At 67.7% G+C, this 14,513-nt stretch carries 14 protein-coding genes and 1 riboswitch; of the genes, 6 read left to right on the forward strand and 8 right to left on the reverse strand.

Annotation, left to right across the window (positions count from 1 at the left end):
- Window positions 1–5: 5 nt before the first annotated feature.
- The 4 genes from QFZ23_RS22390 to QFZ23_RS22405 form a co-directional block, all read right to left on the reverse strand.
- Window positions 6–1,292 carry a lipopolysaccharide biosynthesis protein gene (locus tag QFZ23_RS22390; RefSeq protein WP_306926355.1) on the reverse strand — a complete coding sequence of 429 codons (1,287 nt, stop codon included), beginning with the start codon at window positions 1,290–1,292 and terminating at the stop codon, window positions 6–8.
- Window positions 1,289–2,101 carry a glycosyltransferase gene (locus tag QFZ23_RS22395; RefSeq protein WP_306926357.1) on the reverse strand — a complete coding sequence of 271 codons (813 nt, stop codon included), beginning with the start codon at window positions 2,099–2,101 and terminating at the stop codon, window positions 1,289–1,291. Before QFZ23_RS22395 ends, QFZ23_RS22390 begins: the two co-directional genes overlap by 4 nt.
- A 13-nt stretch (window positions 2,102–2,114) precedes the next feature.
- Window positions 2,115–3,206: a hypothetical protein gene (locus tag QFZ23_RS22400; RefSeq protein ID WP_306926359.1), complete on the reverse strand. Its 1,092-nt coding sequence runs from the start codon at window positions 3,204–3,206 to the stop codon at window positions 2,115–2,117.
- 80 nt (window positions 3,207–3,286) lie between these two features.
- On the reverse strand, window positions 3,287–5,515 hold the full coding sequence (locus QFZ23_RS22405) for a CBM96 family carbohydrate-binding protein (RefSeq protein WP_306926360.1): 2,229 nt from the start codon (window positions 5,513–5,515) through the stop codon (window positions 3,287–3,289).
- A 272-nt stretch (window positions 5,516–5,787) separates the two neighbouring features.
- Here QFZ23_RS22405 and QFZ23_RS22410 point away from each other — a divergent pair, with 272 nt between their 5' ends.
- Window positions 5,788–6,657, forward strand: coding sequence for a DUF4031 domain-containing protein (locus QFZ23_RS22410; protein WP_306926361.1), 870 nt, complete (start codon window positions 5,788–5,790; stop codon window positions 6,655–6,657).
- Between the two features lie 36 nt (window positions 6,658–6,693).
- Here the strand turns inward: QFZ23_RS22410 and QFZ23_RS22415 are convergent, their stop codons facing one another.
- The 3 genes from QFZ23_RS22415 to QFZ23_RS22425 all read right to left on the reverse strand — a co-directional run bounded on the left by QFZ23_RS22415 (window position 6,694) and on the right by QFZ23_RS22425 (window position 9,016).
- Window positions 6,694–7,095, reverse strand: a complete 402-nt coding sequence (locus QFZ23_RS22415; RefSeq protein WP_306926363.1) for a YccF domain-containing protein — start codon at window positions 7,093–7,095, stop codon at window positions 6,694–6,696.
- Window positions 7,096–7,195: 100 nt separating this feature from the next.
- A complete protein-coding gene (locus tag QFZ23_RS22420; protein WP_306926364.1) occupies window positions 7,196–8,389 on the reverse strand; it encodes an MFS transporter in 1,194 nt (397 codons plus the stop codon).
- Window positions 8,390–8,419: 30 nt separating this feature from the next.
- Window positions 8,420–9,016 carry a phosphoribosylanthranilate isomerase gene (locus QFZ23_RS22425; RefSeq protein WP_306926366.1) on the reverse strand — a complete coding sequence of 199 codons (597 nt, stop codon included), beginning with the start codon at window positions 9,014–9,016 and terminating at the stop codon, window positions 8,420–8,422.
- 105 nt (window positions 9,017–9,121) lie between these two features.
- On the opposite strand from QFZ23_RS22425, the gene QFZ23_RS22430 reads away from it, so the two are divergent.
- The 5 genes from QFZ23_RS22430 to QFZ23_RS22450 all read left to right on the forward strand — a co-directional run bounded on the left by QFZ23_RS22430 (window position 9,122) and on the right by QFZ23_RS22450 (window position 11,932).
- Window positions 9,122–9,775 carry a HutD/Ves family protein gene (locus QFZ23_RS22430; protein WP_306926367.1) on the forward strand — a complete coding sequence of 218 codons (654 nt, stop codon included), beginning with the start codon at window positions 9,122–9,124 and terminating at the stop codon, window positions 9,773–9,775.
- Window positions 9,776–9,818: 43 nt separating this feature from the next.
- Window positions 9,819–10,349 carry a ferritin gene (locus tag QFZ23_RS22435; protein ID WP_306926369.1) on the forward strand — a complete coding sequence of 177 codons (531 nt, stop codon included), beginning with the start codon at window positions 9,819–9,821 and terminating at the stop codon, window positions 10,347–10,349.
- A 133-nt stretch (window positions 10,350–10,482) separates the two neighbouring features.
- Window positions 10,483–10,551: riboswitch (guanidine-III (ykkC-III) riboswitch) on the forward strand.
- 9 nt (window positions 10,552–10,560) lie between these two features.
- Window positions 10,561–10,884, forward strand: a complete 324-nt coding sequence (locus QFZ23_RS22440) for a DMT family transporter (protein ID WP_306926371.1) — start codon at window positions 10,561–10,563, stop codon at window positions 10,882–10,884.
- Window positions 10,884–11,255: a DMT family transporter gene (locus QFZ23_RS22445; protein WP_306926973.1), complete on the forward strand. Its 372-nt coding sequence runs from the start codon at window positions 10,884–10,886 to the stop codon at window positions 11,253–11,255. Before QFZ23_RS22440 ends, QFZ23_RS22445 begins: the two co-directional genes overlap by 1 nt.
- 26 nt (window positions 11,256–11,281) lie before the next feature.
- Window positions 11,282–11,932: an MBL fold metallo-hydrolase gene (locus QFZ23_RS22450; RefSeq protein ID WP_306926374.1), complete on the forward strand. Its 651-nt coding sequence runs from the start codon at window positions 11,282–11,284 to the stop codon at window positions 11,930–11,932.
- Window positions 11,933–12,066: 134 nt separating this feature from the next.
- On the opposite strand, the gene QFZ23_RS22455 is transcribed toward QFZ23_RS22450, so the two are convergent.
- Window positions 12,067–13,938, reverse strand: coding sequence for a DEAD/DEAH box helicase (locus QFZ23_RS22455; protein WP_306926377.1), 1,872 nt, complete (start codon window positions 13,936–13,938; stop codon window positions 12,067–12,069).
- Window positions 13,939–14,513: the final 575 nt, after the last annotated feature.

Here is a 14,513-nt window from a genome sequence, read left to right on the forward strand (position 1 = left end):
AAGAATCATCGCGCGTCCCGCGTGACGCGCCGTAGGACGGCGACCAGCCGGAGGCCGACCGCCGCGGCTCCGGTGGAGAGCACCACCAGCCATGCAAGGGCCATGGCGCTGGCGCCCCTGTCGGCGGCCGACAGCGCTGCGGCGCACAGGGCGATTCCGAGCGTCAGGCCGACCACGATCGCCTCCGCGTAGCGACCGCGGGCCCGGCACACGGCGTTGTAAGCCTGCAGCACCGCGTACCCCACCAGTCCGGCCGCCAACCACCGCAGAGCGTCGGCGGACGAGTCGGCGTACCGCTCCCCCAGCAGGCTGAGCAGCGGGTGGGCGAAGAGTGCGAGGACGGCGGCAGCCAAACCCCCTACAGCGAGCGACCAACGGAGACTCGCCCAGGTGGTCGACACCAGGCGGTCCGGGTCGCGGACACCCTCGGAGAACTGGACGATGCCCATCAGCATCGGAGCGGTGTAGGCGGCCCAGGCCATCATCCATGCGGGATACCAGTAAGCAGCGGCCTCCGGAGCCACCATGTGCGCAAGCAGGAGCGGCAGCACCAGCCCGGGGGCTCGCTCAGTGAGCGTGAGGAGCTGGTGTGGAATGCCCAGCGCCAGCAGTGGACGCCCGCGGCGCACCGAACGCAAGGACGGTCGCGGCCGGTAGCCGACCAGTCTTCGCAGCTGGACCGCTCCGACGACGCACGCCACGGCTGTCCCGAGGGCCCAGCAGGCCATCAGCACGTCGGCGGAGGCGCCGTGCGCCTGCCAGGCCACGAGCGCCACAGCCCCTAGGGAAACGACGCCCCCCAACGTGTACCTCAAGGTCGCGCTCGCACCGCGTCCCAACGCCACGAGCGCCTGGTCCAGCACGATGACCAAGGTGCCGGTGACCGCAGCCAGAATGAACGTGAGCCAGAAAAGAATCGACACCGAGGCCGTGTCGGGCGTCACGGACGACTGCAGCACGAGGTAACCGAGGGCTAGCCCGGTGCCGGCTACCCCCACGATGGCGAACGCCGCGTCGAGCACCCGTGCGGGCGGTTCCCCTCGCCCCACTGCGACGATCACGGCCGACCCGGCGCCCAGCACCGCGAGCTGCGTGCAGATCATCACCGCCGAGACCGCTGCAGTGGTGAGCCCGACCTCACGGTCGGACGTCGCGCGCGCGGCCACGATCCAAAAGGCGAAACCCGCGCCCGTCTGGGCGGCCTTGCCCGCGATGAGGCCGAGGGAGCTGCGCAGGGCGGAGTGCCGGACGGTCGAAGCGTCCGTGACAGCGGTCCCCCGACCAGCCCTCACGACGCGAGACCCCTCGCCAGGCCCGCGTAGTTGTACCAGCAGAAGGCGACGTAGTAGCGCAGCCATCGGGGCTGGCCTGCGGCAAGGCTCAAGGCGCTGCCCCGGACTGCCGCGGCGGCGGGCAGCAGCGCCAACCTCGCACCGCGCCAGCCGTGTTTGCGGATCATCCGTCCCAGTCCCGTTCCGTCCATGAGGAACTGGTCGAGCGCGAAGTCGAAGTCGTCTGCGGCGAAACGATGTTCGACAACGACCCGGCGTGACACCGCCGTTCGCATCCCTGACTCCCGCATTCGCCAACGCAACTCGATGTCCTCACCCGACTTGAACGAGTCGTCGAAACCCAAGCCCAGCATCAGGTCCCGATCGACGAGCGTCGCCACGAGCCCGAACCAGTTGCGGCTGCGGCCGGTGCGATGGTGATGTGCCAGCGCCTGTCCCCAGTAGCCCGGTCCCCCGACACTCTCCAGGCCAGCCTGAAGTGCGTCGTAACCGTCCTCGACCAGCTCCGTTAGCAAGTCGGCGACTCCATGGGGCCCGAACACGACGTCGGAGTCGACCAGCAGGACCCATCGGGTGCTGCTGCTCTGCACACCGAGCGTCCGAGCCCATGGAAGGCCGCGGCCCTCGTCACTCAGGATCCGGGCACCGGCCTCACGGGCGATGCTGACGGTACGGTCGGTGGAGCATCCGTCCACCACGATGATCTCGGCGACACCGGACTGGCGCAAGGCCTCCAGGCAGCGCGGGAGCATTTGCTCCGCGTTGCGGGCCGGAACGACCGCGGTGACTTCGGCTGGGCTATGACTCACTGTGCCCCACCCCTCAGGCCTGCTCGTCGAGAACCGACGGCAGCAGCTCCTCGAGATACCGGACGATGTCGTCCGACGCCTCGTCCGCCGAGTATGCGGAGGGCACCTGCAGCAGGTGGCAGGGCCGGCCATCGAGGGCCTTGCTCAGCACGAGCCCCTTCGCCGCGAAGTGCTCGCGCCATGGGACGACGGACGTGGCCGCCAGGCCGGTCACGACCCGCTGTGAGAAGCCCGCCATCTCGATGTGGAAGTTGCCGAGCATGCGGTCGACCATCCAATCGCTCGTCCGCTCGACGATCCGGGACCGTGAGCCCTCGAACCGCTCGACGTAGATGGCGGCCGCGAGGGGTGCCGAGGTGGTCACTTCCCGCCCCGGGAACGCGGTCCCCGCCTCCACCATGCGGTGCTCCGGCGACCATCGCCGGGAGAAGTCAGCGAGGCGCGGATAACGGATGACGTAAGGGTGCACCAGTGTGGTGAGACGGCCGACGCTCTTTGAGAGCCGTGGCGGGATGAGGGGCTTCCGGACACCTTCGAACAGGTGCGGGTAGATGGCCCGGTGGTGCGGCTTGATGAACATCGGCTTCGCGTAGCCGAGCAGCGTGGCGTCTTCGGCGAGGAAAGCCCAGTCGTCGCCCATGAACGACCACCCCTCGCGCCGCATCAGCTTCGCGACGGTGCTCGTCTTGCCGGTCCCTCCGGCGGCGGGAAGCGCGATCGCGTGACCGCGGTAGGCCATCGTTGCCGCGTGGATCATACCGGCACCTCGACCGACCATGGCGGCATCGAGAACAGGAACCACGGAGGTCAACAGCTCGCCCGGCCCGTGAATGCGCCACTGCTCTGCATCCCTCACGACCTGGACCCGATCGGCTTGGAACCGCACGCTGTTTCCCGTGTACGCGAGCTCGTGCTCGACCAAACCAGCATCCGGCATCGGCTCCAGCCGGTCATCGACGATGATGTTGGCCGGGCGTTCGGTGTCGGTGGCGAAACACGCCAGCATGCTCTGGAGCTGGCGCGCTGCCGGCGCCGTTGCGTCGACGCGGATCGTGACGCGGCCGTGGATGTCGAAGTGCAGTGCCTTGGTCTGCAAGGTGCGCATGGTCGTCCCTGTCTGGGTGGTGTCGGTCGGATGGTGTTGCTGGTGTGGACGGTGTCGGCAGTGCGGACACCGTCCACCTACTACTTCAGGGTGAGCACCAGCTTGGGTGCGAGCGTGCTGCCGGTCTCCTTGGAGTTAAGGTCCAGGCCGTCGCTGCTGCTGGAGTCCATGCCAAGAGAGAGCTGTTGGCCAAGCTCACCGGCGAGGCCGGTAACCGTCAGCGGAACGCTGTAGCCGGTGTTCGTCGCTGTCGGGCCGAGCGTGCCGATAGCGGTGGTGCCCATCGCCGGACGGTTGTTGAACGTAATCCCGGTTTCGGTCCAGCCGTCATTAGTGACCAGTTTGACGTTCTGCTTGCCCGTGGACCCACTCCCGGCGCTGCGCAGCTGCAAGGTCGCGCTCTCCAGCGTCCTGCCCGCATAGGGCGACAGGTCGAACTTCAAGTACGTGGCCTCCACCGGGCTGTTGTCCACACCCAGCAGGGTACTGGTGCCAAAGTTCGTGCCCGGCGTCGCGCCCGTCACGTAGCTGTCAGCGGTCGCCGTGAGGGTGACGGTCTGGGACGTCGTACCGCCGCCCGCGACAGCCGTGGTGAACTGCCAGGTCTTGTCCGCCGCCATCGCGTTACCGGCAGCATCCTTCACCCCAATAGAGGTGCCCCTGATCGTCGCCGTGTACGTCGTACCCGGCGTCAGATCCGCAGTCGGGTTCAGTGTCGCAACCCCGCCCGCATAGCTCACTGCGGCGCCCACCGTCGCCCCTGCTGGGTTCTTCAGCGTGAATGTGGTGGAATTAATTGTCGACGCAGTCATCGTCTCCGAGAACGTTCCCGTTACATCCGCCGCCACCGCCACACCGGTCGCACCTGGAGCCGGGGACGTAGCCGTCACCGTCGGAGCCGTGGTGTCAGTACCCCCACCGCCGCCGGTGGAGTCGTAGTAGTGCCAGTACCGGCTTGTGGCGTTCACATCGGCGAGCACCAGGAGGCCGCTGTTGGCCGTGCCTCCCGCCGTACTGTTGAGGTTCTGCTTCGTCGACGTTACGTTGTGCACATACTGGTCGGCGTCCACAATGCGGGCCGTCTTCGTGGTGGTGAAGTTGATAGTGTCCAGCGACGTGGACTTTTCGTAAACCGCACCGCCCGAGCTGGTGCAGACACCGGCGTTCGTCGTGCCACTCGGCTTCGGATAGGTAGCGAAGGTACGCAGCTTCTGCGCAAACTCGTCGATCATGACGATCACCCGGTTCGGGCACTCCGACACGGTCGCGATCGTGTGCGCCGACCATGTTGATGTCGTGTTATTCAATACCAACAGCTGGATCAGCGGCAGGGACGCCGACGTGTTCGAAGTTTTAGTTGCGGCGAAGACCCGGCCACCCGTGGAGTCAAGCCATTTCAGGTTCATGTGGTCATCACCGCTGCGCAGCCCCTTCACCGCCGCCACAGGAGTGGACCAGGTGGAGTTCGAGGCCCCATCGACGTGGAAGCTCCAGTACATGCCGTCGGTGGCGTCACCGAGCTGCCGGCTCCACATCACACCCATCTTGCCGTTGCCGGCTCCGCCGAAGGCGATCACAGCCGACGTGTCGTCCACAGACACGTTGCTCAACGACGCAGGATGCGCGAACGGCGTTCCCCACGTCGTGCCATCGGTGCCGGTGACGTTCAGAAAGATCCGGTTCCCCTGCTGCCAGGTGGCCCATACCCGACCAGTCGAGTCCTTGTCGATGGACATGGTCTCAACCTTGTTGTTGTGGATTCTTGCAGAGCCCAGCAGCGAGTACGTCTTCGTACTTGAGTTGTAGCTGTAACGCCGCATTGTTGACGGGAAGTTCGGCTCAAACGGCAGGCCGTCATTGACGAACCGATAGCTCGCCACAAACAAGGTCTTCCCGTCCCACAACACGTCATGATGAGTGTTCGCCTGCGTCTCCGTCGCCACACCCGTATTGACCCACGAGCTCGTCGCGGCGTTGAACCGGAAGATGTGGAAATCCGAGCTGGCAGTGTCCCACAGGTTCCCCCACCAGATCCCGTCGTTGAACCACAATGCATTCGTCTGCCGCTTCGTACCCGTGGGCGTCCCCGTCCCCGAATGCGAGAAATCCTCAACCCCAACATCACCCGCAGCAGCCACCGCCGTAGCCGGCACCACCAGGGCACTCAGCGCAAGCAGCAGCGCTGCCAGCAGGGCATGTACAAGCAGGGAAGTCCTGTGACCTCTACCACGCCCGCCCATGTGAAAAAATGCATCGTTCAGCAACGTCGCTCCCCCGAGTTGAACGTCGACCTGTTTAGGGTTGGTCACTAGCCTCACCACTCATTGAAGTTGTTTGCCTATGCCAGTCCCGAGCAACCTTCCGGCTGGATACGAGAAATCGAAGCGCCTGCTGCTGCGGTCCTGGCAACTTGCGTGCACTCCCCCTCGGAACATGTTCGACTCAACAACTTGTAAAAAGGTTGGGATTTTCTGAACCGGCCCCTGTTGTAGGGGTTCCCAGTTATAGGGGTTAATAATCCTTGGATGGCACCGCGCCCAAACCATGCCGTGCTGCGCGGGCGCGCACTAGACTCTCCCCCATGGCCGTCTATCTCGATCCGCCGCTCTGGCCTGCCCACGAAACACTGTTTTCACACTTGATTTCGGACACCTCCCTGGCGGAGCTCCACGCCTTCGCCGCCGCGGCGGGCATCCCGGAGCGGGCCTTCGACGGCGACCACTATGACGTCCCGCAGCGCCGCTATGACGATCTCGTCGCCGCCGGCGCCATTGAAGTGGAGGCGCGGGTCCTGGTCCGGAAACTGATCGCCAGCGGGCTCCGTATCCCGGCGCGCAGCCGAACGAAGTCCCTCAAGACTCCCCTGCTTACGCGTTGGAACATGGTGATGCCAGGCCATGACGCCCTGTTCCTGGATCTGCTGGACCGCTGGAGCGAGAGCCACCGCAGGTACCACGGTTGCACCCACCTGCTGGCCGTGCTGGAGGCCCTGGACCTGCTGGCCGAGCCCGCCCGGCCTCCCCGCACAGTGGTGCTGGCGGCCTGGTTCCACGACGCCGTCTACCGGGGAGTCGCCGGCCAGGACGAGGAGGAATCCGCCCGGCTCGCCGAGCTCAGCCTCGGCCGGGCCGGCCTCCCGGAAGCCGATGTGGAAGAAGTGGCGCGGCTGGTCCGGCTCACGTCGGATCACCGGCCGGCAGAAGGGGACGACGACGGCGCCCTCCTCTGCGACGCCGACCTGTCGGTTCTGGGCGGGGAACCGGAACCCTACGCCCGGTACGTGGCTGCCGTCCGGGAAGACTATGCACACATAGGCGACGCCGATTTCGCCGCCGGAAGGGCCGCCGTCGTCCGCCAGCTGCTGGCACTGGACCCGCTCTTCCATACCGAGCGGGCCCGAAAGCTGTGGCTGGACGCCGCCCGGCGGAACCTGCAGGGCGAACTGGCCTGACCGGCGCTTCGCCTGGACCGGCAGGCCGGCGTCGGGTCAGCGGTAGGCGGTGATGAACGGCCTGTCCGTGGGCACGATCTGCTTGCCCAGCGGCATCAGGGACACCGGAATCAGCTTCAGGTTGGCGATGGCCAGAGGGATGCCGATGATGGTCAGGGCCATGGCGACAGCAGTGACCACGTGCCCTATGGCGATCCAGATGCCGGCCACCAGCAGCCAGATCACGTTGCCGAGCAGCGAAAACACGCCGTTTCCGCCCGGCTTATCCACCACCATCCGCCCGAAGGGCCACAGGGTGTAGGACGCGATCCGGAAGGAGGCGATGCCCCAGGGAATGGTCACGATGAGCAGGCAGCAGATGATTCCGGCGGCGAAGTAACCGAGCGCCAGCCAGAAACCGCCGAAAACCAGCCAGATAATGTTCAGGAGTGTCTTCATCCGTCCATTGTGCCGGTAGGGGAGCTTCGTGTGCCCCGGGATCTGCCCTGATTTAACCCTTAACTTCCGCCTGGGGGCCCAACTTCAGCCTGCGGGCCCTTCAACCTTCAGCCTGCGGACCTTCACCCTTGGCAGCATCCACCCTTGGGCTGAGGCCCGGCACCCCGGCAGCCGCGACCAGCAGCGCGAGCAGCCCCAGTCCGAGCGGGAGCGAGGCGGCGGTGGCGACGGCTCCCACCAGGAGCGGGCCGCCGGCGTCGCCGAGTTCGCGTCCCAGTTCGGCCGAGCCCATGGTCCGCCCCATCCTGTCCTTCGGCGTGCTGTCCGCCAAATGCGCAAAGCCCAGCGGGGTGGCCGCGCCGACGCCGGCGCCAATGACCGCCGCGGCGATAAAAATGCTGACCGGTCCCGGCGCTGCCGCCACGAGGGCTACACCGGCGGCGGTGAGCAGCAGGCCCGTGCGCATTCCGCCGGCGTCGCCGATCCGGTGCATGTCGCGCATCGCTCCGATCCGCGGCTGGACCAGCAGCGAGGCCACGGCCAGCACGCTGACGGCGGCGGTGCCGGCCACCGGCTCCATGCCCTGCTGCACCGCAAGGGCCGGGAGGAAACCGATAGCCGCCCCCATGGCCGCCATCGATGCTGCCAGCACCAGGGTGGGCACCAGGAACCTCCGTTCAGCAACCTGCCGTGCCAGGTCCAGCACGGTGTACCGCTGGCGCGGGAGCGGCGCCAAGTGCGGCACGGCGAGAAGGACCCACACGGCGGTGGCCGCGGCAAGCACGGACAGCGCCCCGAACAGCAGCGCAAAGCCGCCGGCGGCAATCAGCCCGGCGCCGAGCAGCGGGCCGATCACATATCCAAGGCTCTTCCAGGACCCGTACCTGCCGAAGAAGGTACCGGCGTTCTTCCCAGCCGACAGCCGGGCCACCATCGCCGAGGACGCCGGGGAGAATGCCGAGGCGGCGGCCCCCTGGCCCAGGCGGGCAAGGCCCAGCAGCAGCGGATCGGCGGCCCACAGGCCGATCAGGGACAGAGCGGCGAAGCCGATGAGTCCGCCGACGACGACCGGTTTGGCGCCGATCCGGTCGCTCAACGCGCCAAAGACGGGCTTGAGGAACACCTCGGAGATGTCGTAGACGGCCAGCAGGATTCCCAGGTTCAGCAGGCTCAGGCCGATGTTGCCGCTCTGCGCGCCCATGCCGGCGGCAACGCTGTGGGCGCCGAACGCGGTCACGAATCCGGCAGCGTAGAGGGGTGCCGCGGGTGTCCGGGCGCGCGTGGACAGAGTCACGAGGCGGGGAAGGCAGTGGTCACGCGACGGTCAGCCTTTAGCTGACGTCACGAACGCCCTGATCTTGGCCAGGTCCTTCACTCCCCTGCTTTGTTCGACGCCGGAGGAGACGTCCACGCCCCATGCGCCGGCATCGCGGGCGGCCTGGGACACGTTGGCGGGGTCAAGGCCGCCGGCCAGGAGCCATTGCCGTCCCTCCAGGCCTTTGGCGCGCACGGAACCGTAGTCCCAGGCCTCGCCGGAACCGGGAACCGCGGCGTCGATGAGCAGCAGTTCCTCTCCCCAGTTGGCAAACGCGTCTGGTGCGTCACCCATGGTGACGGCGCGGATGACCTTCATACCGGCGTCGTGCGCTGTTTTTACGTCGTCGGGTGTCCGCTCACCGTGGAGCTGGATCCAGCTCAGCCCGGCGGCGCGGGCGATGGCCACCGCGTCGGCGGCCGGTTCGGCGCGGAATACGCCGACGGCGGCCACACCATCGGGCACGGCCTTCACGAGCTGGGTGACCTGCGCGGGCGACACCACGCGGGGGCTGGCCGTCAGGACAAAGCCGACGGCGTCCGCTCCGGCTTCCACGGCCTCCCGGACTGATTCAGGCGTGCTCAGGCCGCAGACTTTGACGAACATTCATCGGCTCCTTGTTGTTGATAGCGTCGCCCTCGACCGCAGCGATCCGTCGCCGACTTTACGCGGGGAGGGAGTGTGCGGGCAACGCGCGGATAGGCTGGGCTGATGCAGATCATCCGCTTCGCCGACCTCAAACCCCAGCCCTGGCGCAACGGCGGCGGGGTCACCCGCGAACTGGCCAGCCATCGTGGCGACGCTTCTGCCGCGGCCGCTTCTTCTGGCGACGGGGCGTGGGACTGGCGGGTCAGCATCGCCGACGTCACCAGTGCCGGGGAGTATTCCGCCTTTCCGGGGACGGAGCGGGTGCTGACCGTCGTCGAGGGCGAACTGCTGTTGCTGGCCGTGGACGGGACCGAGCACCCGCTCGAAAAGTACCGGCCCTTCCGCTTTCCCGGCGGCGCGGCCTCCTCCTCGGCACTGCCCACCGGGGATATCCGCAACCTCAACGTCATGGCCCGGGAGGGCGCCTTCAAGGCGTACACCTCCATCGTGGAGCTGTCCAAGAAGCGGGCCCATCCCGTGTTCGAGGGCCAGTTGGGCATCCTGCTGCAGGGCCAGGCCACGGTCAGCCCGGGAAATACCGGCGGCCTGGGGAACGCCAGCAGCCTGGGGAGCGCCGAGTCCGGCAGCGGCGGGCAGGACAGCCCGCCCGTGGCACTCGGCCGCTACGACGCAGTGGTGGGTTCGGACAGCCAAACGCCGGAAATCCTGGGTCGTGGGTTCCTGGCCGTGGTGTCCATCGATCCGGTGACGGACTAAGCAGCTCTGGTCCCGGCCGGTGCCGGAACCTAGACTCGGTGCCATGACCAAGTCCAAATTCAGTGATCTCCTGCTGCTCCAGATCGGCAACGAATTCGCGGCCTCGCAGCAGTACATTGCCGTGGCGGTCTGGTTCACCAACCAGGACCTGCCCCAGTTGGCCAGGTACTTCTACCGGCAGTCGGTGGAGGAACGCAACCACGCCATGATGATGGTCCAGTACATGGTGGACCGTGGCGTCGCCGTCCCTATCCCTGGTGTGCCCGCCGTCCGCAACGACTTTGCTTCGGTAACGGACCCGCTCAGACTCGCGCTCCAGCAGGAGAAGGAAGTCACCCGCAGCATCGAAAGCCTGTTCCGCGCGGCTCGGGCCGAGGATGACGCGCTCGGCGAGCAGTTCATGCTCTGGTTCCTCAAGGAACAGGTGGAGGAGGTCGCCTCGATGACCACGCTTCTGAACATCGCCGAGCGGGCGGACAACTCCTTCGACATCGAGAACTTCGTGGCCCGTGAAACCATCGGCGACGGCGGCCGCGACGCCGCGGCACCGGAAGCGGCCGGCGGCAAGCTCTGACCGGCACCCTTGACCGCAGCGCGCGCTGACGGCGACGCACGGTGACGGCGGCACCCTCTAGCCCGAGCGCCCGCTGGTGGTGAGATTTGGCACCAACGGTGGCCACCGCCGTCGGGCGATTGCTAGGGTAAAAGCCAAGGTCCCCTTCCCCCGGACCTCCGGACGACGGTTCAGTACCCGGTGCGCGACAAGACTGGCCAAAGGATCTGTCATGTCGTGGTTCATCCTCATTCTTTCCGGCGCCCTCGAGGCGGTGTGGGCGGCAGCGCTGCACCGGGCGTCCCGGTCTTCGGGACGGCGCCGGGCCGCCGCCGGGGTTCTCTTCCTCGTCGCGGTCGTGGCCAGCACGGCAGGCCTCGGCATCGCGATGCAGTCCATTCCCACCGGAACCGCCTACGCGGTGTGGGTCGGCGTGGGCGTGGTGCTGACGTCCGCCTACGCGATCGTGGCCAAAGTTGAACGGCCGACGGCCGCGCGGCTGCTGCTGCTCGCCGGCATCGCCGCATGCGTGGTTGGCCTGAAGGCGGTGGCGTGATGCTCGCGAAGCCTGCCACGGCCTGGATTATCCTGCTCGCCTCCGCCGTCCTGGAAGCTGTCTGGGCCACGGCACTGGGCCTGTCCGACGGCCTGACCCGGCCACTGCCTACAGTTGTTTTCCTGGTGACGGCCGCGCTCAGCATGCAGGGCCTGGGCATGGCGGTGAAGCACATGCCGCTCGGCACCGCCTACGCCGTCTGGGTGGGGATCGGCGCGGCCCTGACGGTCGGCTGGGCCATGGCCACCGGCGTCGAGCCCTTCAGCCTCCTCAAGGTGCTGTTCATCGCGGGCATTGTGGGATGCGCGGCCGGGCTCAAGATGCTGCCGGCGGCCCCTGCCCGGCGGCGCGGGGCTGGTCCCGCTCCCTAGACTGGGCTCATCCCTAGACTGGGCTCATGGACACGCTCATTCACTCACTTCGGGACATCACCATCCGCCGGATCTCGGTCAGCGAGATGGACAACAACGTGTATCTGCTGACGGCCAAGGGGTCCGGAGCGCAGCTGCTGATTGACGCCGCGGATGACCTGCCGGCCATCCAGGGCCTGCTCGCGGACGCCACCGCGGACACCTTCGGCGAGCCGAAGCTGGCACTCATCGCCACTACGCACCAGCACTGGGACCACGTGCGGGCACTGCCGGGCCTCGTCGCAGCCACGGGAGCCAAGACCGCTGCCGGCACCGACGACGCTCCGGAACTGCCCGTGCCGGTGGACGTGCTGCTGGACCACTGCGACGTCGGCAACTTCGACGGGTTCGACGTCACGGCCGTCCACCTGCGCGGCCACACCCCCGGTTCGGTGGCGCTGGTCTATCAGGATCCGGAGGGACCGGCCCACATCTTCTCCGGTGACTCGCTGTTCCCCGGCGGCGTGGGCAACACCCAGAAGGACCCGGAGCGGTTCAACCAGCTGCTCACCGACGTCACCGAGCGGATCTTCGACGTCTACCCGGACGACACCGTGGTGCACCCGGGCCATGGCAAGCCCACCACGCTCGGCGCCGAGCGCCCGCACCTTGAGGAGTGGCGCGCCCGCGGCTGGTAAAGCTTGCACTGCGCGTTCGGCCTGGCATTGCGCGTACTGATTTGCGCGCGCGAAAATGCCGGCCGCTACGGATATATCCGTAGCGGCCGGCATTTTGTGTATCGCCAGCTACTTTACGTGGCGAAGGCGCGGTGTTAGCGGCCGCGGCGCTCGTTCGACGCCGGGGCCGTCGCGCGGCGCGGGGCCTTCCGGGCCGGACGGCCGTCACCGGAGCGGCCGCTGCCGCCCGAGGAGGAACCGCCCGAGTACGAGCCGCCGGACGTGCCGCCGCTGGTGGAAGACCAGACCGGAGCGTTGCCGCCGGCCTTGCTGCCGGCAGCTGCCCGCTGACCCGTGGCTGGACGCCCGTTCCGCTGGCCGCCGGTGCTCGGGCGGCCGGTGCCGCCACGGGGAGCTTCGCTGCGCGTAAAGCGGGAATCGCCCCGGCCCTCCGCCGCACGCCCATCCGAACCGCGGCCAGCCGACGAGCGGCCACCAGCCGCAGGGACGTCGTTGCGGTGCGTGCTGGCGGCAGTGCCGCGGCCACGGGCGTTGCGGCGGGCTGCAGCTGCCGCAGTGGCGCGGTCCTCGTTCTGCTCAGCCACGCGCTCTACAGCGTCGCGGGCAGCGGCGCGGCCCTCGTAGGCCACGGCACGGCGTTCGGCGCGGGGCAGGTCCGTGCGGGGAGCCTCGGCGGAAACCCGCCCGCGGCCTCCGCGACCGCCCCGGCCACCGGCCGTGGGTGATGCCTGGCGGCGTGCGCGCTTGCGCTCGGCGTTGGCACCGGTGGACTTGCCGCCACCCTGCTGCGCCGCCTTCGCGGCGAGCAGTGCGGCGCGGGTGCGGGGATCGATCTTGTCAGCCATCTCGCCCACCAGTTCGGCAACGATCGGCGAGCCGGCGGTGACCCGCTCGAAAGTGACCTCGACGCCGGCAGCCTTCATGAGCTTCCTGACGTCCGTCTGCTGCTCCGGCAGGGTCAACGTGACCACGGTGCCGTCGGAGCCGGCACGGGCGGTACGGCCGGAGCGGTGCAGGTAAGCCTTGTGTTCGGTGGGCGGGTCGACGTGGATGACCAGTTCGACGTCGTCGACGTGGACGCCGCGGGCGGCGACGTCGGTGGCCACCAGGACGCGGACGTCACCGGAGGAGAACTCGGCGAGGTTGCGGTCACGGGCGTTCTGCGACAGGTTGCCGTGCAGGTCGACGGCCGGGATGCCGGCGTCGGTCAGGGTCTTGGCAAGCTTGCGGGCGTGGTGCTTGGTCCGCATGAAGAGCACGCGGCGGCCGGCACCCGAAGCGAGCTCGACAATCAGCTGCTTCTTGACGGTCTGGTCGTTGACCACCAGCACGTGGTGTTCCATGGTGGTCACCGCGGCCTGCGGGTCATCCACGGAGTGGGTCAGCGGGTTGGACAGGTAGCGCTGGACGATCTTGTCCACGCCGTTGTCCAGGGTGGCGGAGAACAGCAGGCGCTGGCCTTGGCTGGGGGTCATGTCCATGAGCTTCTTGACCACGGGCAGGAAGCCGAGGTCGGCCATGTGGTCGGCCTCGTCGAGCACTGTGACCTCGACAGCTTCGAGGGTCAGGATGCGCTGGCGGATCAGGTCCTCCAGCCGGCCCGGGCAGGCGATGACGATGTCGACGCCGGCTCGCAGCGCCTTCTCCTGGCGCGCCTGGGAGATGCCGCCGTAGATCACTGTGGTGTTCAGGCCCATGGCCTTGGCCATCGGCTCGATGGTGGCGTTGATCTGGGTTGCCAGCTCGCGGGTCGGCGCAAGGACCAGGCCCATCGGGCGGCCCGGCTTGCGGAAGTGCTTGGCTTCCCGCTCAGCGAGTCGTGCTACAAGCGGGATTGCGAAGGCAATGGTCTTGCCGGAGCCGGTGCGGCCGCGGCCCAGGACGTCGCGTCCGGCCAGGGTGTCCGGGAGGGTCTTGACCTGGATGGGGAACGGTTCAACGATTCCCTGGGCGGTCAGCGTTTCGGCGAGTGCCTTGGGCGTGCCGAGGGCAGCAAAAGTAGTCATATGCGTTTATCAGGGTCTTTCAGGCGGTATCCAGCGGATATCGGCCCCCTACGCCGGTTGGCCCAGGGGGTCGCCGAAGAAAAGTCAGGTGGTCAACCGGGCTGCTGCCAGTGTTCAAACAGCGGCCGCCGGGACCAATAGCGTTCATCGACGCAGGATGTGCCTCTCACATGAAAAAAGCCCACCAGAAGCGGGCATCACTGCACATCAAGTTCCACCAGTCTAGCATCAGCGCGCCCCGGGCCCTTTCCGGCGCCCTTTTTGCGCCCTTTCCTGGTCCTTTCCCGGTCCCTTCGCGGCCTCAGCCGGGGACGCCCGTCCGGGGCCCTCGCCCCTTCGCAGCGCCGCCCGAAAACGCGTGACGCAGCTCACGGACAACAATGGACGACATTTGAGGCTGGCATGCTGGACATATGTCGAAGACTATTGCGGCGTTGCGCACTCACTGCGAATTTCCTGCCGGCAGGCCTGATTCCCGGCTGGACTGCGGGAATGCGCATTTCCGGCCGCACCGATCCGCCCGGCGCGCAGGCCTCCCGCCTGCCCGCTGTCAGGCGGCGCGGGCGGCAGGCTCA

Source organism: Arthrobacter globiformis (assembly GCF_030818015.1).
Taxonomy (GTDB): domain Bacteria; phylum Actinomycetota; class Actinomycetes; order Actinomycetales; family Micrococcaceae; genus Arthrobacter; species Arthrobacter globiformis_C.